The 24,021-nt window shown below is 36.3% G+C and carries 21 protein-coding genes and 2 pseudogenes; 17 read left to right on the top strand and 6 right to left on the bottom strand.

Translation table 11 applies throughout. The annotated features are described in order from the left end of the window. Nucleotides 1-2: 2 nt before the first annotated feature. The 6 genes from walK (at nucleotide 3) to IGK96_RS08450 (ending at nucleotide 6,866) form a co-directional block, all read left to right on the top strand. Nucleotides 3-1,832 carry a cell wall metabolism sensor histidine kinase WalK gene (gene walK, locus IGK96_RS08475; protein WP_002357946.1) on the top strand — a complete coding sequence of 610 codons (1,830 nt, stop codon included), beginning with the start codon at nucleotides 3-5 and terminating at the stop codon, nucleotides 1,830-1,832. After that, entirely contained in the window at nucleotides 1,829-3,139 is a 1,311-nt protein-coding gene (locus tag IGK96_RS08470; protein WP_002385989.1) for a YycH family regulatory protein, read from the top strand. The genes walK and IGK96_RS08470 overlap by 4 nt, the downstream gene beginning before the upstream one ends. Further along, a complete protein-coding gene (locus tag IGK96_RS08465; RefSeq protein WP_002365516.1) occupies nucleotides 3,139-3,993 on the top strand; it encodes a two-component system regulatory protein YycI in 855 nt (284 codons plus the stop codon). Before IGK96_RS08470 ends, IGK96_RS08465 begins: the two co-directional genes overlap by 1 nt. Nucleotides 3,994-4,049: 56 nt before the next feature. Then, nucleotides 4,050-4,856, top strand: a complete 807-nt coding sequence (locus IGK96_RS08460) for an MBL fold metallo-hydrolase (RefSeq protein WP_002357943.1) — start codon at nucleotides 4,050-4,052, stop codon at nucleotides 4,854-4,856. Between the two features lie 210 nt (nucleotides 4,857-5,066). Then, entirely contained in the window at nucleotides 5,067-5,981 is a 915-nt protein-coding gene (locus tag IGK96_RS08455; protein WP_002357942.1) for a permease, read from the top strand. Between the two features lie 18 nt (nucleotides 5,982-5,999). Beyond that, on the top strand, nucleotides 6,000-6,866 hold the full coding sequence (locus IGK96_RS08450; protein ID WP_002357940.1) for a TIGR03943 family putative permease subunit: 867 nt from the start codon (nucleotides 6,000-6,002) through the stop codon (nucleotides 6,864-6,866). Between the two features lie 51 nt (nucleotides 6,867-6,917). Here IGK96_RS08450 and IGK96_RS08445 read toward each other — a convergent pair whose 3' ends face one another. Further along, complete coding sequence (locus IGK96_RS08445) at nucleotides 6,918-7,418, bottom strand: threonine/serine exporter family protein (RefSeq protein ID WP_002382172.1); 501 nt, start codon at nucleotides 7,416-7,418, stop codon at nucleotides 6,918-6,920. 5 nt (nucleotides 7,419-7,423) lie between these two features. Beyond that, nucleotides 7,424-8,176 carry a threonine/serine exporter family protein gene (locus IGK96_RS08440; protein WP_002357938.1) on the bottom strand — a complete coding sequence of 251 codons (753 nt, stop codon included), beginning with the start codon at nucleotides 8,174-8,176 and terminating at the stop codon, nucleotides 7,424-7,426. A 435-nt stretch (nucleotides 8,177-8,611) separates the two neighbouring features. On the opposite strand from IGK96_RS08440, the gene ireB reads away from it, so the two are divergent. From ireB to IGK96_RS08420, 4 genes are all read left to right on the top strand, one after another. After that, complete coding sequence (ireB, locus tag IGK96_RS08435) at nucleotides 8,612-8,881, top strand: regulatory phosphoprotein IreB (protein WP_002357937.1); 270 nt, start codon at nucleotides 8,612-8,614, stop codon at nucleotides 8,879-8,881. Beyond that, nucleotides 8,878-9,300 carry a Holliday junction resolvase RuvX gene (ruvX, locus tag IGK96_RS08430; protein ID WP_002357936.1) on the top strand — a complete coding sequence of 141 codons (423 nt, stop codon included), beginning with the start codon at nucleotides 8,878-8,880 and terminating at the stop codon, nucleotides 9,298-9,300. The genes ireB and ruvX overlap by 4 nt, the downstream gene beginning before the upstream one ends. 37 nt (nucleotides 9,301-9,337) lie before the next feature. Beyond that, nucleotides 9,338-9,643, top strand: a complete 306-nt coding sequence (locus IGK96_RS08425; RefSeq protein ID WP_002357933.1) for a DUF1292 domain-containing protein — start codon at nucleotides 9,338-9,340, stop codon at nucleotides 9,641-9,643. Nucleotides 9,644-10,142: 499 nt separating this feature from the next. Then, the gene (locus IGK96_RS08420) at nucleotides 10,143-10,991 is read left to right on the top strand and encodes a helix-turn-helix domain-containing protein (RefSeq protein ID WP_002385984.1); all 849 of its coding nucleotides are present in this window, start codon (nucleotides 10,143-10,145) and stop codon (nucleotides 10,989-10,991) included. Between the two features lie 72 nt (nucleotides 10,992-11,063). Here IGK96_RS08420 and IGK96_RS08415 read toward each other — a convergent pair whose 3' ends face one another. Together IGK96_RS08415 and IGK96_RS08410 are read right to left on the bottom strand one after the other, a co-directional pair. Then, a complete protein-coding gene (locus IGK96_RS08415) occupies nucleotides 11,064-12,233 on the bottom strand; it encodes an NAD(P)-dependent malic enzyme (RefSeq protein WP_113851228.1) in 1,170 nt (389 codons plus the stop codon). A 31-nt stretch (nucleotides 12,234-12,264) separates the two neighbouring features. After that, nucleotides 12,265-13,589 (bottom strand): annotated as a pseudogene (locus tag IGK96_RS08410) (2-hydroxycarboxylate transporter family protein). 147 nt (nucleotides 13,590-13,736) lie between these two features. Here IGK96_RS08410 and IGK96_RS08405 point away from each other — a divergent pair. The 3 genes from IGK96_RS08405 (at nucleotide 13,737) to IGK96_RS08395 (ending at nucleotide 17,490) form a co-directional block, all read left to right on the top strand. After that, the gene (locus IGK96_RS08405; RefSeq protein WP_048949595.1) at nucleotides 13,737-15,287 is read left to right on the top strand and encodes a Spo0B domain-containing protein; all 1,551 of its coding nucleotides are present in this window, start codon (nucleotides 13,737-13,739) and stop codon (nucleotides 15,285-15,287) included. Then, entirely contained in the window at nucleotides 15,268-15,960 is a 693-nt protein-coding gene (locus tag IGK96_RS08400) for a response regulator (RefSeq protein ID WP_010713498.1), read from the top strand. The genes IGK96_RS08405 and IGK96_RS08400 overlap by 20 nt, the downstream gene beginning before the upstream one ends. Before the next feature lie 186 nt (nucleotides 15,961-16,146). Continuing rightward, nucleotides 16,147-17,490, top strand: a complete 1,344-nt coding sequence (locus tag IGK96_RS08395) for an NADH peroxidase (protein WP_002357926.1) — start codon at nucleotides 16,147-16,149, stop codon at nucleotides 17,488-17,490. A 52-nt stretch (nucleotides 17,491-17,542) separates the two neighbouring features. Here IGK96_RS08395 and IGK96_RS08390 read toward each other — a convergent pair whose 3' ends face one another. Further along, nucleotides 17,543-18,454, bottom strand: a complete 912-nt coding sequence (locus IGK96_RS08390) for an LCP family glycopolymer transferase (protein WP_002404487.1) — start codon at nucleotides 18,452-18,454, stop codon at nucleotides 17,543-17,545. Between the two features lie 277 nt (nucleotides 18,455-18,731). Here IGK96_RS08390 and alsS point away from each other — a divergent pair, with 277 nt between their 5' ends. The 3 genes from alsS to IGK96_RS08375 all read left to right on the top strand — a co-directional run bounded on the left by alsS (nucleotide 18,732) and on the right by IGK96_RS08375 (nucleotide 22,339). Next, a complete protein-coding gene (gene alsS, locus IGK96_RS08385) occupies nucleotides 18,732-20,384 on the top strand; it encodes an acetolactate synthase AlsS (protein ID WP_085443160.1) in 1,653 nt (550 codons plus the stop codon). Nucleotides 20,385-20,395: 11 nt separating this feature from the next. After that, complete coding sequence (budA, locus tag IGK96_RS08380; protein WP_085443159.1) at nucleotides 20,396-21,100, top strand: acetolactate decarboxylase; 705 nt, start codon at nucleotides 20,396-20,398, stop codon at nucleotides 21,098-21,100. A gap of 156 nt (nucleotides 21,101-21,256) precedes the next feature. Continuing rightward, on the top strand, nucleotides 21,257-22,339 hold the full coding sequence (locus IGK96_RS08375) for a PA2928 family protein (RefSeq protein WP_016614177.1): 1,083 nt from the start codon (nucleotides 21,257-21,259) through the stop codon (nucleotides 22,337-22,339). Nucleotides 22,340-22,453: 114 nt separating this feature from the next. Here IGK96_RS08375 and IGK96_RS08370 read toward each other — a convergent pair. Continuing rightward, nucleotides 22,454-23,223 (bottom strand): annotated as a pseudogene (locus IGK96_RS08370) (WxL domain-containing protein). Between the two features lie 206 nt (nucleotides 23,224-23,429). Between IGK96_RS08370 and IGK96_RS08365 the strand changes: the two are divergent. Continuing rightward, nucleotides 23,430-23,834: a hypothetical protein gene (locus IGK96_RS08365; protein ID WP_010824555.1), complete on the top strand. Its 405-nt coding sequence runs from the start codon at nucleotides 23,430-23,432 to the stop codon at nucleotides 23,832-23,834. Nucleotides 23,835-24,021: the final 187 nt, after the last annotated feature.

Genomic DNA, 24,021 nt, shown 5'->3' with positions numbered 1-24,021 from the left:
GTATGAAGAAAAAAGTTCACTTTTTTCAATCTGTTAATTTTAAGATTGCTTTATCATTTATTCTGCTGTTACTGATTGCGATTCAAATCATTGGTGGCTATTTCATTCGTGAACTGGAAGCCACTACAATTTCCGATTTTAAGAAAAATATGGATTCCCAAGTTGTCCAATTGTCAAATACGTTAAGCACGCAGATGAGCAATAAAGATCTCGAACGTAGTGATGTTGATGCAAATTTAAAAAAAGCGTTATCTGATTTTTCAAATGCAGATATTTCTGAAGCGAGAATTGTCGATGATAAAGGGATTATTCGGGCAACCAATGATTTAAATCAACAAAATATTATTGGGAAAAAGAATGATTATCGTGATTTAAATGACTTTACGAGTAAAAAATATCAAGCTTTAGATAATGATAAACGCGTGTATGTGAATGTCCAGCCGATTCAATCGCCTACTGGAGAAACAGTGATTGGTGTCCTTTATGTGAAAAGTAATTTAGAAAATAAATACCAAGAAATTACCAACACAGCAAGTATCTTTTTCACTGCTTCTATTATTGCCGCAGCAATTTCGATTATTGTGACTTTACTGATTGCACGATCAATCACGAAGCCGATTGGTGAAATGCGTGAGCAAGCCATTCGAATCGCTCGTGGTGATTACGCTGGAAAAGTAGAAGTCCATGGAAAAGATGAATTAGGCCAATTAGCAGAAACATTTAATCAATTATCAGAACGGATTGAAGAAGCACAAGAAACAATGGAAGCAGAAAGAAATCGTTTAGATAGTGTCTTAACGCATATGACAGATGGTGTCATTGCGACGGATCGCCGCGGAAAGGTGATTACGATTAATGAGATGGCCCTTTCATTATTAAATGTAAAAAATGAAAATGTGATTGGGACCTCGTTATTAGAGTTGTTAGATATTGAAGAAGATTACACATTGCGGAAGCTGTTAGAAGAGCCAGATGAACTGCTGATTGATCGCTCAACGTCTGATCGTGAAGAAGACCAAATGATTATCCGGGTAGACTTTACGATGATTCGTCGGGAATCAGGATTTATTACTGGCTTAGTTTGCGTACTTCATGACGTCACAGAACAGGAAAAAAACGAACGGGAAAGACGGGAATTTGTTTCCAACGTTTCTCATGAGTTGCGAACGCCTTTGACAAGTATGCGTAGTTATATAGAGGCTTTAAGTGAAGGAGCTTGGGAAAACCCTGAGATTGCGCCGAATTTCTTAAAAGTCACGTTAGAAGAAACCGACCGGATGATTCGTATGATTAATGATTTGTTAAATTTATCTCGGATGGACTCTGGGAATACACATCTTCAATTAGAATATGTGAATTTTAACGAATTGATTAATTTTGTCTTGGATCGCTTTGATATGATGATTGAAAATGAGCAAAAAAATTACAAAATTCGCCGTGAATTTACTAAACGCGATTTATGGGTAGAATTAGATACAGACAAAGTAATTCAGGTTTTAGACAACATTTTGAACAATGCGATTAAGTATTCGCCAGATGGCGGCGTCATTACCTGCCGACTAGTTGAAACACATAATAATGTCGTCTTTAGTATCTCGGACCAAGGTTTGGGCATCCCTAAAAAAGATCTCGGGAAAGTCTTCGAGCGTTTTTATCGTGTGGATAAAGCACGTGCGCGAGCACAAGGTGGGACTGGTTTAGGTTTAGCAATTTCTAAAGAAGTAATTCGGGCCCATAACGGGAGTATTTGGGTGGAAAGTACAGAAGGTGAAGGATCGACTTTCTATATTTCACTACCATATGAACCTTATGAAGAGGATTGGTGGGAATGATGAAATTATCAGAATGGATTACAAGAATTGGCTTGATTTTGATGGTCATTTTAAGTATATATTTTTCAGTCAATATCTGGCTGAATTCTGCCAAAAAAATACCAGAAATGAAGTCGGGAAGCCAAGTCACAACAGCTGTCAATGAAAAAGCCATTGGCGATGTCTATTTACCTTTGCAATTGATTCGAATAACTGATGGAAAAGCGATGCAAAGTAATCGTGAAACATTAATTAGTAATGTTCAAAATGATATTAAAATGGCTACGTTTGGTAAATTGACACAAGTTGTGACAAAAAATGCAGAGCAACTTAAGCGCTACAACCAAATGGAACAAGGCATTGAACTTCTTTATCAAGGTCCCTTTTTAATCTCGGACTATGCTTCGATTTATAATCTATCCATTAATTTTACTAACTTTAATGAGTTGACGGACCAGTATTTTACGAAAATTCAATTGGATTTTAACGAAAATAAGATACGTTTTTTAGATTATGACCAAGCCAACGTCTATGAAGCGCCCATGACTGTCAATAAGGCGCGCTTAATGGGAATTATCAATAAAGAGGGATTACAATATCAAGACGTTTCCGAAAATACGCTAACCAAACAAGGGCAATGTTATTTAACCAATGATATGAAGTTGAAAAAGTACAGTTATATCTTAGCTTCGCAACCAGTTACTCGTTTTAGGAATGCTTTTTTCAATGAAACGGAAGATATCCAAACCAATGAAGACAGTCAAGACTTAACCTATACGAGTAAAGAAGAACGATTGTTTGCAGAAGAAAAACTGGGAAAAATTGATTTTAAAGGGACCTTGCCAGAAGAGAATAAACGGGATTCAATCTATAATCAAAGCTTTTCTTATGTAAAACGTTTAGGGACCAATATGGGGAATTTACGTTACTTTGATCGAACGAAAGATAGTGTCAATTATCGGACTTTTGTGGAAGGTTTCCCAGTGTTCAGTAATGATTTAAAAGGCCAAGTGGATATTCGCATCACGAACAACGATGGTGCTGCGCCAAGCGTAACCATTAACACAAGTGTGAATACAATCCAAGTACCGATTCCTTCAGAAGAAGAAGTGACACTGGAAAGCACGGAAAAATTGATTAAGCGTTTAGAAACGGCTGGTGCTAAAAAGGAAAAAATCCAATCAGCTGTTATCGGTTATACGTGGCAGACAATTGAAGAAGTCAAACAAGTCGTTGATTTAAGTCCGGAATGGTATGTCCTTTATAACAACAATTGGTACACCGCAACGGACTTGGTAAAACAATTACCAAGCTTGGAGGTGGGCTAATGGATTTTAAACGAATTGAGTGGATTTTCTTCTTAGCATTTTTAGGATTAAATATCTTTTTATTTGGAATTTATCGGGAAGGTCAACAAGAGGAGAGCAACGTCTCTTCTTCCAGCCAAACAGAATCGATTGAAAGTCGGTTGGAAAAAGATAACATCTCGTATAAAGGGACACTTTCTTCAGAACGATTGGAAGGCTATTATTTAAGTGGCGAACAAACCAATTTTTCTGCTGCTTTAAAAATCCAACGTGAAAAGAATAAAAACTTTTTGAGAAATGGGCTGCAAATTGCGGATAATACTTTAACGAGTGTACCTAGTAAAAACTATTTTATTGATCCTAAGAAAATTGATAAAGATTTAAGTACCTTCTTAAATGAAAAAAATGCTTTATTATTCGGAGACGAATATCAATACTTACCAGAATTTTCTCATTTAAAAGAGCCGACGGCAGAAATTGTGGCTGCACAATCGTATAAAGGAATTCCCTTTAGAGACGACACGGCAAAATTAAGTATTTTAGCAGATACGTCAGGTGAATTATGGAAAATTAGTAAATATTCGCAAACGCACATTGAAAATATTGAAGAGTTACGAGACAAAACGGATTTATATTCCAATCGTGATGCGATAGACACGCTCTATATGAATAACCGGATTCCTAGTAATTCCAAAATAACATTCATTAAATTGGCCTATTCAAGAATTTATAAAATTCGTGAGAAAAATGTATACGTTCCAGTCTGGTTTGTAGGAATTTCTACTGGTGAAGATTCAGTTGAAATTGAACAGGTGAATGCCGTAAGTAATACCATCATCACAAATAATACTGTGCCAAAGGTGGAAAAACATTAAGGTCCGTTGTATAATGAAACACGTTAATGTTGTAATGTAGAAGGGAAGAGTTTTAAATGGATTCAGAGTTTGCTTTTAATATCAGTGTTCTTGCCAGTGGCAGTACAGGCAATTCCCTTTTTATTGAAACCAACCAAAAGAAAGTATTAGTAGATGCGGGTTTAAGTGGCAAAAAAATCACTTCACTGTTAGCAGAAGTCAATCGTAAACCAGAAGATTTAGATGCGATTTTAGTTACACATGAACATCGGGATCACATTCATGGCGTTGGCGTGTTAGCGCGAAAATATAAGTTAGATGTCTATGCCAATGAAAAAACGTGGCAAGCGATGGATCCCATGATTGGCAAAGTCGATGTCGCTCAAAAACATATTTTTGAAATGGGCAAAGTTTTGACCTTGGGAGATATGGACATTGAAAGTTTTGGTGTCTCACATGATGCGATTGCGCCTCAATTTTATCGTTTTCATCGCAATAATCGTTCTTTTGTTGTTCTAACGGATACAGGTTATTGTAGCGATCATATTCGTGGTACGATTGAAAATGCAGATGCTTATTTAGTCGAAAGCAATCATGAAATTGAAATTTTGCGAGCAGGACCTTATCCATGGAGTCTTAAACAACGGATTTTAGGAGATAAAGGCCATTTATCCAATGATGATGGTGCTCTTGTGATGGCGGATGTGTTAGGTGATAAAACAAAACGCATTTATTTAGGTCATCTTAGCAAAGAAAATAATACGAAACTTCATGCGCGAATGGCAATGGAGTCTACTTTGAAGCAAAAGGATTTAGGCGTCGGTGAAGCATTTAAGGTATATGATACAGACCCCGATTCAGCCTCAGAGTTATTTCAAATTTAGAATAATGGTGGTTTATCAGTTTTTGAGCGTGGAGCAAAAATCCAAAGTGATTTTTGTCCCATGCTCATTTTTTGTTCTTTTATCCAGCTGGTTTGACAGAGACATCGGTGATAATACTTTTAAACTCTTAGTTAATTTTTTGACAAATACTTGTGTTTGTCTGGTGTTAGGAGTATAGTTAACTAGATTTTTACTAGTGGGAGGTCTATGATGTTTCAATTTTTACCAAACTCTGTTTTACAGATGAGCACTATTTTTCTTTCGATTATTATCGAAGCATTGCCTTTTGTCATGTTAGGTTGCTTGATTTCAGGCGCTTTACATGTTTTTTTAACACCAGAACGAGTAAAAAAAGTGTTACCTAAAAATAAATTTTTATCAATTTGTGTAGGGAGTTTCCTAGGGTTTTTCTTCCCTTCTTGTGAATGTGGGATTGTACCAATTGTGCATCAATTTGTTAAAAAAGATGTACCAACACATACCGCTTTTGCTTTTATGTTAACGGCACCAATCATTAATCCAATTGTGCTATTCTCAACATACGTAGCCTTTAGTGGCGCAACAAAATTTGTGATTTGGCGAGTTTTAGGTAGTATGATTGTCGCGTGGGTTATCGGCATTTGGTTAGCTTATTTTCGAAAAGAATCAATTTTAACAGAAAAAGAGTTGGCGCAGATTAAAGAAGAGCAGGTTGCTCATACGCATGAACACGTTGATGAAGCTCGTTCATTTTGGAAAAACGGCTGGTCAGCGTTAACCCATAGTATTGATGAATTTTTTGATACGGGTCGTTATTTAATTTTTGGTTCCTTGTTGGCAGCAATCATGCAAACCTATATTCCAACTGGTGCACTTATGCAACTGGGCCATTCAAAGATTTTAGCGATTCTAGTCATGCTAGTCATCGCTGCTACTTTATCACTTTGTTCAGAAGCAGATGCATTTATTGGTTCTTCTCTTTTGAGTTTGTTTGGAACAGGACCAATTGTCGCCTTCCTAGTTTTTGGTCCAATGGTAGATATTAAAAATTTATTGATGATGAAACGTTATTTTAAGATGTCATTCATTGTACAATTTGTTTTGATAGTGGCGCTTGTCGTAACTATTTATGCGGCAGTAGTTTAGAAAGGAGGCCTACAATCGATGATACGATTTATTATTTTAATTGGATATATGGGGTTGATGATGTATCTTCAAATTTCAGGTGAACTGAACCAATATATCAATATTCATTATAATTACTTAGCTGTTTTATCAATGGTTTTAGCTTTTATTATGGCGATTGTCCAATTGATTTTGTGGAACCAAGCAGATCCATCAATGCAAAAAAAACATGAAGACATGCACCAACATGGGGGACATGAACATCATGGCCATCAGCATAATTTGGAAAAACCCAGCCAAAGAGGGCTTGCCTATTTACTACTTTCTTTACCGTTGATTGTTGGCTTATTATTTCCGACAGTTAGTTTAGACACAACAATTGTTGAAGCAAAAGGATTTAACTTTCCAGTAAGTAAAGAATCAGTAGGGGATCCTGATATGCAAACGCAATATTTGAAACCTGATACAAGTATGTATTTCAATAAGACGGATTATGACAAGCAGATGGCAAAAGCCATGAAACAATATGATGGACAATCTGTGATTTCAATTACGGATGAAAACTATTTGGAAATTATGGAATTAATCTATAATTATCCAAGTCAATTTGCAGGGAAAAGGATTTCTTATAAAGGCTTTGTCTATAATTCAAAACGAGAAGAAAGTGTTGACCAATTTGTCTTCCGTTTTGGGATTATTCATTGTGTCGCTGATTCTGGCGTTTTTGGCTTGTTGGTTCATTTTCCTGAACATACGCAATTTCAAAACAATGATTGGGTAACGATTACCGGAACGGTTGAGTTATCCTATTATCCACCGTTTAAACGGCAAATACCAACTGTGCAAGTGGAGAAAGTCAAAGCAGATCAAGCACCAAAAAATCAATATGTCTATCGTTCCTTTTAAAAAAAGTTGGTTGCTTCCTTATCAAATGGAAGCAACCAACTTTTTTGCTGTCTATTTTTTAATTTTGTTGCGCTTACGACGAATAAAACCCAAAGATTCTCTTTTTTCCCGAAAGCTGCGGATATTCTGATTGAAAACCTCAGAAGCGACTAAGCCTAACGCAATTGCCCCAGCAATCATTACAGCTTGCACGGTAAAATAGGCGCCTTTTTCATAATTGCCAATTACGATATTCCGAACAGCTTGATAAGCTAAGCCACCAGGTACCAATGGAACAATACCAGGAATATTAAAAATCGTGACAGGCATTTTCAATATTTTTGAGAATAGGTAGCTTACTGCCGCAACACCGACAGCACCGATAAGGGAACCTAATGCTGCATTTCCACTAAAAACTTCAACGATTACCCAATAAAGCATCCAGCTTACACTACCAGTTAGACCACAAGCCACCAGTGATCGTCGGGGAACATTAATAATAATTGCAAACGCCGCAGAAGCTAAAAAACTAAAGATAAATTGTACCAAAACGATTCCTAGCAAGTAAGTCACTCCTTTTAATAGAAAAGTTGAAAGACAAAAGCAATGCCAAAACCAATCATTCCTGAAGTCATTAATGCTTCAGTCCCACGAGAAACACCCGATAAGTAGTGTCCAGCTAGCAAATCGCGAAGAGCATTGGTAATTTGCACACCAGGCACTAAAGGCATGACACAACCAATGATGATTAAATCTTGTGATTGTCCGAGTCCCAATTTGACTGAAAGAATAGCGGCTGCACCAATAAACAGCGAAGCTAAAAATTCAGATAAAAATTTAATCTTGAGAAACTTTAAACTAAAATAATAAAGACTATAGCCGCAACCACCAATCAGAAAAGTCAAGAATAAATCGGACCAGACGCCACCAAAAAGAATCATAATTGTAGCGCTGACAACGGCCGCACTAACAATGCGTGCGCTAATTGGAAAATGGCGGTGTTCACTATCTATCACTTTTAGTTTATTCAGTAATTCCTCTAAAGAAAAATCACCAGCCACATAAGCACGAGACAGCTGATTCACACGAGAGATTTTTTCTAAATCAATGCCACGTTTCATTACTTGAACCATACGAATCGTGGAGGTTCCATCTATGCCAACAAATAACCCGGTTTGTGTCACATAGCTAACCATTCGATAGTTGCCAGAAGCAAGCGCAATTCGGCTCATTGTATCTTCAACACGGTACATTTCTGCATCGCTTTCTATCATAATTTTACCAGCTAACAAACAGGTTTCTAAAAGTAAATCCAAATGAGCAGGAGTCATTGAGCAAGCCTCACTTTATGTATTTTCTTCTAGTGTACTACAAACGAACCAAAAAGAGGAAATAAATAACAGCTGCAATCAAAAATTTACATCGTAAACAGATTGTTAGCGAATTGTAACATTAAAAGGCTGATATTATTTAATCATAGATATTTAAAAGTTTTCAAAAGAAAAACGTCGATTTTTTCGCAAAATGAATTGGAGGGAAAGGTGATATTCTGGCGATTTAGCAGAGCTTTATTCTTGTTTTATAAAGTTGTGTATTTGTTTTTATAATTTTAAAATTATCGATGGCTGTCATTTTTTTACGAAGCCTTTATTAATAAAAGACTAAGAAATAACAAAAAAGAGAGAAGGAGAAGAAATTTTGTTTGTAGTTTCGGTTCTTTTCTAGTAAAATGAAATTGTATAAAAGTAGAAGTGAGGTGTAGTAAAATGGGTTTTACAGACGAAACAGTACGCTTTGATTTTGATGATAATCGAAAAAAAGCAATCAGTGAAACGTTAGAAACCGTATATCGGGCATTAGAAGAAAAGGGATACAATCCTATTAACCAAATAGTAGGGTATTTACTTTCTGGGGACCCGGCTTACATTCCTCGTTATCAAGATGCTCGAAACTTAATTCGTCGTCATGAACGTGATGAAATCATGGAAGAATTAACCAAATATTACTTAGCGAACCACGGAATCGATATCAAATGAGGATCATGGGGCTAGATGTAGGTTCACGGACAGTCGGTGTGGCTGTTAGTGATTTATTAGGTTGGACAGCGCAAGGCATCGAAATTATTCGCATCAATGAAGAGGAAGAGAACTTCGGCTTTGAGCGATTAGGTGAATTGGTGAAAGAATACGAAGTCACGAAATTTGTCGTAGGTTTACCGAAAAACATGAATAATTCCATCGGTCCTAGAGCTGAAGCATCCATGGCATATGGTGATAAGATTCAAGAATTATTTCAATTACCTGTTGACTATCAAGATGAACGATTAACAACTGTCCAAGCAGAGCGTTTCTTGGTGGAGCAAGCAGATGCTTCAAGAGCCAAAAGAAAGAAAGTCATTGATAAACTAGCGGCAGTAATGATTCTACAAAATTATTTAGATGCACATAGCCGATAATTATCGAGCTTTGAATACATCAAGGGAGAGAAGAAGAATGACAGAACACAACCACGATCATGATCACGAAGGACATGAACACATTACTTTAGTAGACGAACAAGGAAATGAAACATTATACGAGATCTTACTAACTGTTGACGGTCAAGAAGAATTCGGTAAAAATTATGTTTTATTATATCCAGCAGGAATTCCTGAGGATGAAGATGTTGAATTGCAAGCTTACTCATATGTGGAAAACGCAGAAGGTACAGAAGGCGATTTACAGCAAATCGAAACAGACGCTGAATGGGATATGATTGAAGAAGTTTTCAATACATTCATGGCTGAAGAAGAAGAGTAAAACTGTAACGAGAGAAGCGCTACTTCTCCTATTGAGAAGTAGCTTTCTTAATAATAATTGTTATAATGTACATGTTGTTTCTATCATAAGATACTATCACTATCATTGAGTGTGGTGGATAAATAAGGACAGCATTGTCTAGTTTTACAAGATGTTGTAAAAACGTAACATCCTTGTAATGACGTTAATTTGGCAACTATCTAGCATAATTTATAATTTGTGTTATACTAAGAATGAGGTTTTGGAAATACTGTTAATTTTATAATATTAAATAAAAAAATGGCTCCACCTACTGGCATAGGTAGAGCCGTCAGAAATTCAGTTAAACAAACACGTAATTATTGGTGTGGTGCATTGCCACGAACTGAAATTCCAGTTAATAAAGCAAGTAAATCAAACATATATTTCACCTCCTTTATTATGATAGCTTCATTATAACATTATCTGTAAAATGATGGTATGTTTAATACAAAAAAATAGAAAGATTGGAGTTTTGACTGTGAGAGTAGCGGGAGAAAAAATCAAAACAGCGCGTAAAAAGAAAAAATTATCGCAAGCTGAATTGGCAAAAGGAATTTGTACACAAGCAACAATTAGTAACATTGAAAACAAAAATGTGTGTGACAGTTTAGACATTTTCTCATCTGTATGTCTACGTTTAGACTTACAAGTAGAAGAATGTATCGAAGGTTCTAGTGAGAAAAAACTCGAAAGCTTATTAAATAAAGTAGAAGAATTATGCTTTTACTTTAAGCACGATGAAGCCTATGATTTGTTGAAAGACTATCCAGATGATATCGAAAGTTCAAACAGAATTTTAGAAACAAAATTTTTCTATTATAAAGGAATTACGAGTTTATTAGGTAAGAAAAATAATAGCGAAGCATTGTTCTATTTACATCGTGGTTCTGAAATTAGTCGTGATATTAATATTTATAATATTTTGAGTATGAATGCGATCGGTATTTTATATGAATTAGAAGATGATATTGAAAAAGCAAAAGTTTATTACGATAAATCTTTACAATTGCTAAGCGAATTCAAATTAGATTATCCATTAGAGCAATGCCGTATTTATTATAATACCGCAAAATTCTATTCATTAATTAAAGACTATGCAAAGAGTATTGAATTAAGTGATAAAGGAATCGAAATTAATCGGACGCACAGTTCTATTTACTCTTTAGATTGCTTATTATACGAAAAAGCGTTTAATAAACAAATGCTAGGACTAGATGCTGTTGAAGATTATCGTATTGCATACTACTTTACACGTTTCTTTGAAAATAAAAAATTACTTACTTATATTGAAAAAGATATGCAAGAGTTTAACATCAGTTTTAAATAATAAATTATTGTTTCAGATTTTAAAAAGAACAACCTAACTCAAGAGGAGTTAGGTTGTTCTTTTTTGCTCTTTTTAATTTGTTTCTTTGACAGCGTTACGGACGCTTTCGGCGACGACTTTTGCGACTCCTTCTTGGAATGGATCGGGAATAATATTGGTCGGCGTGAGTTCGTTATCGGGAATTAATTTTGCAATACCTTTGGCAGCGGCAATTTGCATTTCAATCGTAATCTTTTTCGCCCGAGCATCTAAGGCACCGCGGAAGATACCAGGGAAGGCCAACACATTATTAATTTGATTCGGAAAGTCACTACGACCAGTTCCGACAATATAAGCGCCTGCCGCTAAAGCTTCATCAGGAAAAATTTCAGGAACTGGGTTAGCCATTGCAAAAATAACTGGCTGCTCATTCATCTGTTGAATCCACTCAGGTTTTAAAACACCTGGTGCCGAAACACCAACAAAGACATCAGCGCCTTCAAGAGCAGTAGCTAAATCACCGGTACGGTGTTCCCGATTGGTTAGCTTCGCAATTTCTGCGTGGTGTGGTGGCAGAGCTGTATCTGTTTCGCTCAGAATCCCTGCACGGTCAACAATGATAATATGTTTTACGCCAGCAGCTAAAAATTTTCTTGTGATCGAAAGACCAGCGGAGCCACCGCCGTTGATTACCACATGAATGTCCTCTATTTTCTTGTTGATTAATTTTAAGCTGTTGTACAAAGCCGCTAGAACAACAATCGCTGTCCCGTGTTGATCATCATGGAAAACGGGAATATCTAGTTCATCGATTAAACGCTGTTCAATTTCAAAACAACGAGGAGCGCTGATATCTTCCAAGTTAATTCCCCCAAAGGTTGGAGCCAAAAATTTCACCGTTTGAATAATTTCTTCAGTATCTTGTGTATCTAAAACAAGGGGAATCGAATCCACACCAGCAAAGCGTTTAAACAATGCAGCTTTTCCTTCCATGACAGGCATCGCTGCTTCAGGACCAATGTTACCTAAACCTAAAACTGCTGAACCATCACTGATAACGGCGACGGTGTTTTTCTTTGTTGTTAATTCGTAGGCGCGTTCTTTTTTTTCATGTATGGCAGAAGAAACATCTGCAACACCTGGTGTGTAGGCAATTCCTAAATCTGCTTTTGTTTCAATCGGAACTTTAGGACAGACTTCTAATTTTCCCCCAAATTTTTTTGCTTGCTCAATCGCTAATTCTTTTACATCTTTTGTTGACATATCATTTTCCTCCTAAATAATTCACTTATGGTTAAAAAAGCATTCTAAAAATAGCAGTCATTGTTATTACTGTAATGGCACCGCCTAAACGTGTCGCAACTTGTGCAAACGGCATTAAGTTCATTCGATTGGCTGTACTTAAAATAGCCACATCGCCAGTCCCACCCATACCACTCTGACAAGCGGAGACAATGGCAGCCTCGACGGGATTCATATTCATGAAGCGTGAAACGAAAAAGCCTGTAGCAATAACAGTGAAAACGACACTAATTACCACAACAAAATATTGCCAGCTAAGCATTCCTACGACATCTTTTAAAGGAATATATAACATACCTAAGCCGACCATTAACGGGAACGTAAAATTGCCAGAGATAAATTTATAAAGCTGTTTTGATCCGCGTTGGGTTTCTTTCGGTACTACGTTTAAGTATTTTAAAAAGGCTGCGACAACAATCATCAAAACAGGACCAGGAAAGCCTGTTAAGTGTTGCAATAAACCGCCTGTAATAAATAAGGTACACGCAATTAAAACACCAGCGCCCATTAATTTTACATCAATTGGTGCTTTGTCTTCTTCTAAAGCATCACTTAAATCATCTGAATTAGTAATTTTGATCAACTGACCTTGTCCAGAAAGTTCAGGGCGTTTTTCTCCTAAACGACTAAGTAAACCTGAACACATGATAGCAAAAAATTACCAATAATGGTTGCGGGAATTAATTGCCCCACTAATTGTTCACTTGGCAATCCAGTAATGGCACTATAACCAAGGGATAAAGGAAGAATGCCTTCACCGATTCCACCAGCTAAAACAGGAGTGACAATATAGAAAAGGCTATGTTTCCAACCGAGACCTAACAGCGTTCCAACTAGGGTCCCAACACCCATTGCTAAAATCATTCCTAATGCCATCGGGACAATCATGCGCATTAAACCTTGGACTAAAATTTTGCGGTTCATTCCAAGGATACTTCCACAGACCAAACATGCAATATAGAAATAGAGAAAGTTTGCTTGTTTCATTAAAATATCTGTTGAGTCTAAGACATTTTGGTTGAGTAAATTGAAAAAGACCATAATTGATGGTACTAATAAAGATAAAATTGCGGGACCGCCAAAATGTTTCAAAATAGGAATATTTCCACCAATTGTTCCAAGTAACCAACCCATTGTTAAAATTACGGCAAAACCACCTAACATATTGACTGGTAGTTGTTCTAATAGAGCCGTAATAAGAATAATGCTAGCTGTTACAAGATAAACAGGTAACGTAACCGAACCAATCCTCGTTTTGGTTAATTTGTTGCGCCAATCTGTTTCATTAGCAGCTGTTGCGTGCAATTTCTTTTCCATGCTATTTCCTCCTATAACTTTAATCTATATTCATCATAATGTAAACGTTTTCTGTAGAGTAGATTATTTAATTAATTTAACTAAAGAAAAGTTTTTTAACCAAATCTTCCTATGCTATACTTTATTTGAAGAGAAAAGAGGGATGGCATGAAGCGTGGCGGGAAATTATGGTGCTTCTTATCAGTGATTTTTATTGCAACATTAATTATTATGATTACTTTCTTTTACGGAGTAACGACGGTCCAAACAATTAAAGAAGTTCGTAAAAACCAAGAGCAAGCACTTTTAGCCGTCGGAGAACAGTTGGCTATTGAACCGAATGTTATTGAAGCCTTAAAGAATGATCACTATTCAGATGAATTGGAAGCGTATACGGTTCGTTTAGGTGAAATCCATCAGTTGGATTTTATCGTGATTATGAATATGCAGGGGATTCGTTTAACACATCCTGATCGCCAAAAAATAGGTAAGCATTTTGAAGGTGGCGATGAAGTGCGAGCATTAAAAGGGGAGGAACATTTGTCTGTTAGTCAAGGGAGTTTAGGAGAATCATTACGAGGTTTTGTCCCAGTCTATGATCAAGGAAAACAAATTGGGGTTGTGGCAATGGGCATTAAAATGACCTCGCTTTCACAATTGATTGAACGAACAAAAAATGATTACACAGTGAGTGTCCTTTTAAGTGTTGGTTTTGGCTTTATATTAGCCATCGTGGTTTCTTATTATTTAAAAAAACAACTTCACGATTTAGAGCCAAGAGAAATTGCTCGTCTATTAGAAGAGCGAAACGCCATGCTTGAGGAAACGAAAGACGCAATCCTTGTGATTGATACCGATCAAAATATTTTATTAGCAAATATTGAAGCAACTAAAATGTATCATAATATAACAAATAGTGAAGAAAATTTACTAGGAAAGAAACTTTCAGCATTGGTTTTATCTCCTGAAAAATTAATCGTACATTCAAAAACAGAGCAATTCTATCGCCAAAATGGTCAGGATTATTTCGTCTCAATCGCCCCGATTAATGTCCGTAAAAAAACAATTGGGCATGTTATCTTTCTGAAAAATGCGACGGAAACGTTTATTGTCGCAGAACAGCTTGTCAGCACAACGACATATGCTTCGGCATTACAAAGTCAATCACATGAATTTATGAATAAGATGCATGTTATTTATGGCTTAGTCGATTTAGAAGATTATGAGGCGCTAAAACATTATCTAGCCGATTTATTGAAACCAGAAAAGGAATTTGCACAGCGCTTAGCTATTTTGGTTAGGAATCCTATTTTAGCAGGTTTTTTAAGTGGGGAAAGAATCAAGTTTGCAGAAATTAAAACACAATTAGCTATTGAAATTTATCCAGAAATTCCACCAAATAAACGAGATGAAGATACGCAAAATTTGATTGCTATCTACCGTTATATTCATCGTTTCCTGATGGAACAACCGTTACCAGAAGAGATCATTGAAACCATTGATTATCAGCCAGGAAGTTTGACGACGACTTATTCGTTTGCTTATCCAAAAGAACAACTGGAACGCTTTGAACAAGAGTTTTTCACTTCTTATTTGGCAAGATTATTAGAGAATGCGGAAGCGACATTGACTTGGGAAAACCAACAAAACAATTGGCTTGTCCTTCGCATAAATGTTCATTACGAAGGAGCAGAGGAAAATGAACCTATTGATTATTGAAGACGATCCTATGGTTGCATATATACATCAAAAATATCTTGAAAAATTAATTCACCAACCGACTATTTTTACGGCGGCAACAATTGCTGAAGGTCTACAACTAACGAAAGAAAAACAACCAGCACTTGTTTTATTAGACGTTCATTTAAAAGATGGCAATGGCTTGACCTATCTGGCAACAATTAGAGATGAAAAAATTGACACAGAAGTTATCCTGATTACGGCTGCCAACGAGTTAGAAAATGTTAAACGAAGCTTACATTTAGGCGTTTTAGACTATTTAGTTAAACCCTTTTCTTTTGAGCGATTTCAACAAAGTATCGAAAACTATCAGAAAAAAGCTGCTCAATTCACGCTGGAAACGAAGGAGCTTTCGCAAACAAAAGTGGACCAATTGTTTCATTCTTCACAGACAAACGCACGTAAAAATGAACAAGATCTTCAAAACATGTCCTTAGAAAAAGGACTAACACAAGCAACATTACAACTATTGTTAAAAAAAATAGACGAATTTACCGACTATTTTACGATTCAAGAATTATCAGAAGCGAGTCAGCTTTCACATGTTTCTGTTCGCAAATATGTGTTGTTTCTAGAAAAAAATAACCTTTTAGAAAGTAAAAATAGCTATTTAAAAGTGGGGCGTCCCTATCAATCGTATCGGAGAATTTAGTATTTTTTATTTTTTAGTAAATAAAAAAAAGTAATTGAAAAGTGGCGAAATACAGAGGATACTCCTTTTTATTCTCATTTAAAGCACTTAATTGAGAATGGAAAAGAGGATATTGTTTGTTATTTTTTGAGAATATATGATATTCTTTATTATGTAAGAAATAATATTATATGGGAGGAACGAGCGATGAAAGTTATTGTTTTAGGATCATCACATGGAGGTTATGAAGCGGTAGAGGAATTACTAAATCTTCATCCTGATGCAGAAATTCAATGGTATGAGAAAGGTGATTTTATCTCATTCTTGTCTTGTGGCATGCAGTTGTACCTAGAAGGAAAAGTGAAAGATGTTAATTCTGTTCGCTATATGACTGGCGAAAAAATGGAGAGTCGTGGTGTGAATGTCTTTTCTAATACTGAAATTACAGCGATTCAACCAAAAGAACATCAAGTGACAGTGAAAGATTTAGTGTCAGGTGAAGAACGTGTTGAAAATTATGATAAATTAATCATCAGTCCCGGAGCTGTCCCATTTGAATTAGATATTCCAGGTAAAGATTTGGATAATATTTACTTGATGCGTGGTCGTCAATGGGCCATTAAATTAAAACAAAAAACAGTAGATCCAGAAGTCAATAATGTGGTTGTGATTGGTAGTGGTTATATTGGGATTGAAGCTGCCGAAGCATTTGCAAAAGCCGGTAAAAAGGTTACTGTTATTGACATTTTAGATCGTCCATTAGGGGTATATCTAGATAAAGAATTTACAGATGTTTTAACAGAAGAGATGGAAGCTAATAATATTACCATTGCAACTGGTGAAACAGTTGAACGTTACGAAGGCGACGGTCGTGTGCAAAAAGTCGTTACAGATAAAAATGCGTACGATGCTGATTTGGTCGTTGTAGCGGTTGGCGTCCGTCCAAACACTGCTTGGTTAAAAGGTACCTTAGAATTACATCCGAATGGCCTAATCAAGACGGATGAATACATGCGGACAAGTGAGCCAGATGTATTTGCAGTAGGGGATGCTACGTTAATTAAATACAATCCTGCAGACACAGAAGTAAATATTGCTTTAGCAACGAATGCTCGTAAACAAGGTCGCTTTGCTGTGAAAAACCTAGAGGAACCAGTTAAACCTTTCCCTGGTGTTCAAGGATCTTCTGGCTTGGCCGTCTTTGATTATAAATTTGCTTCAACAGGGATTAACGAAGTCATGGCTCAAAAATTAGGAAAAGAAACAAAAGCGGTGACAGTAGTAGAAGACTACTTGATGGACTTTAATCCAGACAAACAAAAAGCTTGGTTTAAATTAGTGTATGATCCTGAAACAACACAAATTTTAGGCGCTCAATTAATGTCGAAAGCAGATTTAACTGCAAACATTAATGCTATTTCATTAGCGATTCAAGCCAAAATGACGATTGAAGACTTAGCCTATGCGGACTTCTTCTTCCAACCAGCGTTTGACAAACCTTGGAACATTATTAATACAGCGGCTTTAGAAGCGGTAAAACAAGAACGTTAATAGAAGAGAAAATAAAACCCATGAGTATTTATATTACTCGTGGGTTTTATTTTTATTTTGTATTCAATTGATTTTTCAACTCTTGTTGGACACGATTTAATTCTTGTTCATCCACACGTTGATAGGAAACACCATCTTGCATAAAACCAGTACCTTGAAGTTGGTCTTGTTTCACTTTACCAAAGGCACTGCGATAATCTAAGGCAATTTTTTTCATGTCATCAAAACTTAAATCTGTCTTCATATTATCAGAAACAGCTGTTAAAATTTCTTGATAGTTGCTTACGCTGTTAAGACTTAAGACTTTTTGGACGATGCCTTCAATCACTTTTCTTTGACGTTCTTGGCGGCCGTAGTCACCATTAGGGTCTTCGTAACGCATTCTTGAATAGGAGAGTGCTTGTTCACCATCCAATGAAATTTTACCAATCGTAAAATCATATCCGTCTTGAGAAAAAGTCAGATTATTGTTCACTTCGATTCCGCCAACCGCGTTGACTAATTCTTTTAAACCAGCCATATTAATTGAAACATAATGATTAATAGGTATATTTAAATAGTTTTCAACTGTGTCCATTGCTAAAGATGCGCCACCAAAAGCATAGGCGTGATTCAATTTATCTTGTTTTCCTTGACCTGGAATATCAACATAGGTATCGCGAGCAAGACTGACTAAGGTTGTTTGCTTGTCACGAGGATTAACTGTTGCAACAATTGTTGTATCCGAACGACCTTGCTCGACACGCCCATCATCGCCTGTATCAATCCCTAATAATAAAACAGAAAAAGGCTCCTTATTGTTTAAATTGACCTGACTTTTTTTAGATCGTTCTACTGTTTCATAGGTTTTATCCATTGATTTAGAAACATCCCAATAAAGTTTTGCTCCCATTCCAACAACTGCAAGAAATAGAACCAAGATAATTCCAAAGATAATGGCAAAAATTTTCTTCCCTTTTGACATATTTTTCCTCCAATAATTTATCACAGGTTGTGATTTTTTTCTTATAGGTTAATCTTACTAATTTTTAGTGAAGAAGTATATAATAATTGTTGAAAGACTATAAAACTTTAAGGTATTTTGCATTATTTTTGCTTAATCTTTTGAAATATCTCAATTCTATTAAAATATGCGAATTAGTATATTACACGTTTTCAATGTGTTTCATTGTTGATTAATTAGAATTTTAGTGGTATTTTTGTATTTGTAATTAGTACAGATTTTAATTGGAGGTATAACAGTGAGTAAAAAAGGATCAGATATCATAGTAGAAAGTTTAATCAATCACGAAGTGCCCTATATTTTTGGGATTCCCGGTGCAAAAATTGATGGGGTTTTTGATGCATTAGTTGACAAAGGTCCAGAATTAATTTTAGCTCGACATGAACAAAATGCAGCCTTTATGGCACAAGGGATTGGTCGTTTGACGGGAGAGCCTGGCTTAGTTATTGCAACTAGTGGACCTGGTGCCAGCAATTTAGCAACTGGGTTAGTAACTGCGACTGCAGAAGGGGACCCTGTTTTAGCATTGGCTGGACAGGTGAAACGGTCCGATTTGTCAAAATTAACTCACCAAAGCATGAATAATGCTGCATTATTTAGTCCAATAACAAAATTCAGTACAGAAATTCAAGATCCAGAAACATTATCTGAAAATATTGCCAATGCTTACCGTATCGCCAAAACAGCGAAAAAAGGCGCAACATTCTTATCGATCCCACAAGATGTCACAGATAGTCCGGTGACAGGCGAAGCAATTAAGCCTTTGTCGGCTCCGAAACTGGGCCATGCATCAGCAGAAACAATCGCAGCTTTAGCTGAACGAATCAAGCAAGCGAAATTACCTGTTTTACTTTTAGGAATGCGGGCCTCTGCACGAAAAGTTACCGCAGCCATTCGTGAATTGGTTGCTATAACTGGTTTGCCGGTCGTGGAAACGTTCCAAGGAGCAGGCATTATTTCAAAAGAATTAGAAGAACATTTCTTTGGGCGTGTTGGTTTATTTCGAAACCAACCTGGGGACCGTTTGTTAAAAAGAAGTGATTTAGTGATTGCGATTGGTTATGACCCAATTGAATATGAGGCACGTAATTGGAACGCAGAAAAAGATGCGCGCGTTATTGTTATTGATGAAGTTCAAATGGAAATTGATCAATATATGCAACCGGAAGAAGAGCTAATTGGTGATATGTCTAAAAATATTTTGAAATTATCAGAAGCATTTAGTGAACCAATATTAACAGAAGATGCGCAAGATTATTTAGAAACGCTTCAAGAAAAATTAACGATTAAAGAAGTAAAAACAAGTACAATTGAAAATCGATTACATCCATTAGAAATTGTTCAAACGCTTCAAGAAAAAACCACGAATGAAATGACAGTTACTGTTGACGTAGGGAGTCACTACATTTGGATGGCTCGCCACTTTAGAAGTTATGAACCGCGTCATTTATTATTTAGTAACGGTATGCAAACATTAGGTGTCGCTTTGCCTTGGGCAATCTCGGCTGCGCTGGTTCGTCCGAATACACAAATTATCTCTGTTTCTGGGGACGGCGGTTTCCTATTTTCGGCGCAAGAATTAGAAACAGCGGTTCGTTTAAAGCAAAATATCGTGCATATTATTTGGAATGATGGTAGTTATGATATGGTTAAATTCCAAGAAGAAATGAAATATAATCGATCCTCTGGCGTAGATTTTGGTCCAGTTGATTTTGTGAAATATGCTGAAGCTTTTGGAGCCAAAGGGCTTCGAGTACATTCACAAGCAGAATTTGCCGCAGCTTTAGAAGAAGGAATGCAAACAGAAGGCCCAGTGATTATTGACGTTCCTGTGGATTATTCAGATAATCAAGAATTAGGTAAAACATTGTTACCAGATCAACTTTATTAGGAGATGGAAAAATGAGCGAACAATATGTTTATCAACATGGTACGCTAGGCGGTTTAATGGAAAGTTTGATGGCAGGAACGGCAGAAATTGGTACGTTACTCACGCAAGGTGATTTTGGAATTGGGACATTAGAAGGCTCAAATGGCGAAATTATTTTATTGGACGGTATATTGTATCATGCGAATCAAACTGGCGAAATTGCTATTCTAGAAGGCGAAGAATTAACGCCATATGCCGCAGTTACTCGTTTTCAAGAAGATGGCGCATTCCCTGTATCAACAGAAACCGATGAAAATATTAAAGCACAAATTTTAGAAAAAATTAGTCCTAATTTTTTTGCGGCAATTAAAATTAGCGGTCTTTTTGCGAAGATGCATGTCCGTGTGGCACCTAAACAAGAAAAACCGTATCCACCATTTGTAGAAGCCGCACGCAATCAACCTGAATTTACAGCGGAGAATATTCAGGGAACAGTTGTAGGGTTCTTTACACCTAAATTATTTCATGGTGCCTCTGCCGCAGGGTTTCATTTGCACTTTATCAGTGAGGATCACCAATTTGGTGGGCACATTCTTGATTTTGGCATTAAACAAGGGACTGTTTCGTGGATGGAAGCAGCAGAATTGCGGCAGCATTTTCCAGTTCATGATGCTGATTATCGGAATAAAGAAATTGATATTGCAAAAGCTTTGTCCGCAATTGAAGAAGCGGAATAACAAGGCACATTTCTCCACGCCCATTCAAGTTGACCTAGTTATAGTTAGTCAACTTGAATGGGCTTATCGCTGTTCGTCGCTTTTTGTTGTTATTTTTCAAAAAAAAAATAGTATCCTTTTTATAATAAGCAAATAACAATTGGAAAGGATGGCGTAATGGACACACTTTATAGAAGTTGGCAATTATCTGGTTGGCTCTATCATGATATTTTTGTTATCATTGTAGCAATTATTTTTATAGTAATTAGTGGTATTTTGGTTATTTCCTTAATAAGAAGGCGGAGTACAAGGAGACTGGTTCCCTATGCGTTAATTTTGTTGGTTTATCTTGCAGTGGTACATTTTGCTGGTTTAATCTTTTTCGGAATGTTTCGTTCAGTAACGATTGAAGAGAAAAGTGCGACGTTTTATTCTGAAAAAACAAAAGGCTTAACTTCAATCGAGCGAATGATTATTCCAAATGGACGAACGAATGGCATTAGCACCAGTAACTCATTGTTCCAAGTGATTTCTGTTAATAGTCAGACGGGCGAACGAATGTGGAGTAAACGTTTAGGTTGGCGTGATTATTTAATTGGTCAAACAGATCAATATGTGGTTTTGAATAATGCTGATAACGAGGCCATTTACTTACTCGATACAAAAACAGGGAAAAAACAGTTTTCTGAAGCGGATTTAGTGAAGAAATTCCCTGAATTAAAAGACTATTTAAGCTCTGATTTCGTTGATTATCGTTTTATGGATAATCGCTATCTCTATATTTATGGATTAAACAATCGATATTATCAATTAGATTTGAAAAATTGGCAGTTAAAACAAGACCCAACCTTCAAAGAAGTCTTTCAAACACAAGAAGCGCCTAAATGGACGGTAGATTCAAATGAGAGTCAAATTGGTCAAGAGCTGTCATCGGAAGAGCGTACAACAGTGCAAGGAAAACTAGAAGAGCAACTAATAGCACCAGTTTTACTAGGCAAGAAAGATGAAGCAAATTATTATGTTCTGTCATACAAGAAAAGACAAAGTATTCAAGCGATAGTTGGCTTATACAATTGGCAGAAAAAAACATACGAGTGGCAAACACCGTTGCTTTTAACTAAAGAAAATGTACCTATTGAAGCTTTTCAAGTAGAGGATGCGTTGTTCATTAAAGTCCCGCGTTATTTATACAAAATTAACCTGAATAATGGTAATCAAGAGTATCAGTTTGATTACCGTTGGGGCCAAGTGATTCGTTAAACGAAAAGTGGTAAAGCATGCTTAGACAAATAGAAGGAGCAAATAGTCCTTATGATATAAAAAAACGCTTAGAAGAGTAGTGATTCCGCTAGTTTTCTAAGCGTTTTTTTTATTTTATGCAGGTCCAGAGATTAAATTCCAGATAGTCGAACCTGTATATGCGCCAGAAAATAATTGTGAAACAGGGGTTTGGATTGCAAGAGAAATATCGGTCATGCGGCCGCTCCACATTCCTTGTCCTTTTCTATCACCAGCGTTACTCATTAAAGTCGCACCGTTACCGATAATAATTGGGTTGGTCGGGAAGTCGGGTGCAGCAGGATCTTCTGAAAAATCCAGTCCATACATTGTATTTGTCATAAAGAAACGCCTTAACGTTTTGTCATAGCGAGCATAGCCCCCTGTTAATTGAAACGTAATGATGCCTAGTAAAGAATGAGCTTCGTTTCGCATGTGTGGGATTTCAGCAGTGACATGCCAACCAGTTAAGGCTCCGCGAACATCCCCCATCCCGAAGTGTCTCATTGTATGAGTATTGCCTTCAGAAGGTCGTATAGGAACTGCCGTTAAATCACCAGAAATCGCTTGGGTTTCAAAAGTAAATTCTTTCGGAATAAAGAGCAAGTCAAAACTAGTGTTAGGATTTTCTAAATCAGGATCAATGGCATCGTCAACCGATTCATCGATTCATCACCAGGCAGCCCTCCAATTTCTAGTTTAACTGAAACAGGCGTTTTTCCAGAACGGGTGGCAAAAGAAACCGATGGGTTAAAACTAAAGAGACTGAATACTAGCAACAAGGCTGCAAGTGATTGATAAGTGAGTAGATTTTTTTGCTTCAAGAAAGTTCCTCCTTTAGGTGCTGATAATATAAGTATACGCAAAAGGAGCTGTTTTTATTTATCAGTAATTTACAGGAAATTCGAAAATATTGAGACAGATAGTTTTTAATATTAGTTGAGAAAGGTGAGTCGACAATTTTTACTTGTTGATTCTGTCTTTTTTGAGCACCATTCGTTATATCAAGCATGCTAAAATATAAAAGAAATCATCAGGTATCACTAATGAAAAGGGAGAGGAGGAGAAAACTTTGAGTAAGTGTTTGGGGTTGTTGGTGATTTTATTTGTATTAACTGGCTGTTCAGGAAGTAGGAATTCGCAACAGGAAGTCGTTATAGAAAAGTCTGCTAATAATGACAAAGTAAGACAATTTGTCGATCAAAAAAATCCGCATTTAGGAACGCAATTAGAAGCAGAATCTTATACTAAACAGGAAGCGATTGAATTTTTACAAAATGGTTTAGGGATACCAACGAATGACTCGGCGTTTCATTATACGTTTAAGCAGTCAAATAAAGGAAGTTATGTTGTTCAAATTATATCTGAAAAGAATAGTGTCTCAAAAGAGAATGAATTGTTCGGATATTATCAGGTGTATCAAGATGGTATTATAGTGAAAATGATGGAAAAGGATCAAACGTTCCAAGAAAATTAAGTGATAAATAAAAAAGTTGACAAAAAACACAAACAGCCTTGTTTGTGTTTTTTTGTTTAATGTTCGTGTTTTATTTTTTAATAACCTTTTTCGAAAAAATATACGAACGTTCGGGTTTAAAAACGAACAAAAAGATGAAAATGTGTTGAAATATACGTTTTCCTTGCGTATACTGATGAAGTGAAAA

This window comes from Enterococcus sp. DIV0682 (assembly GCF_051712685.1).
Lineage (GTDB): Bacteria > Bacillota > Bacilli > Lactobacillales > Enterococcaceae > Enterococcus > Enterococcus faecalis.
The sequence above is the reverse complement of the archived record's forward strand: the minus strand, read 5'-3'. Positions and strand labels throughout refer to the sequence as shown.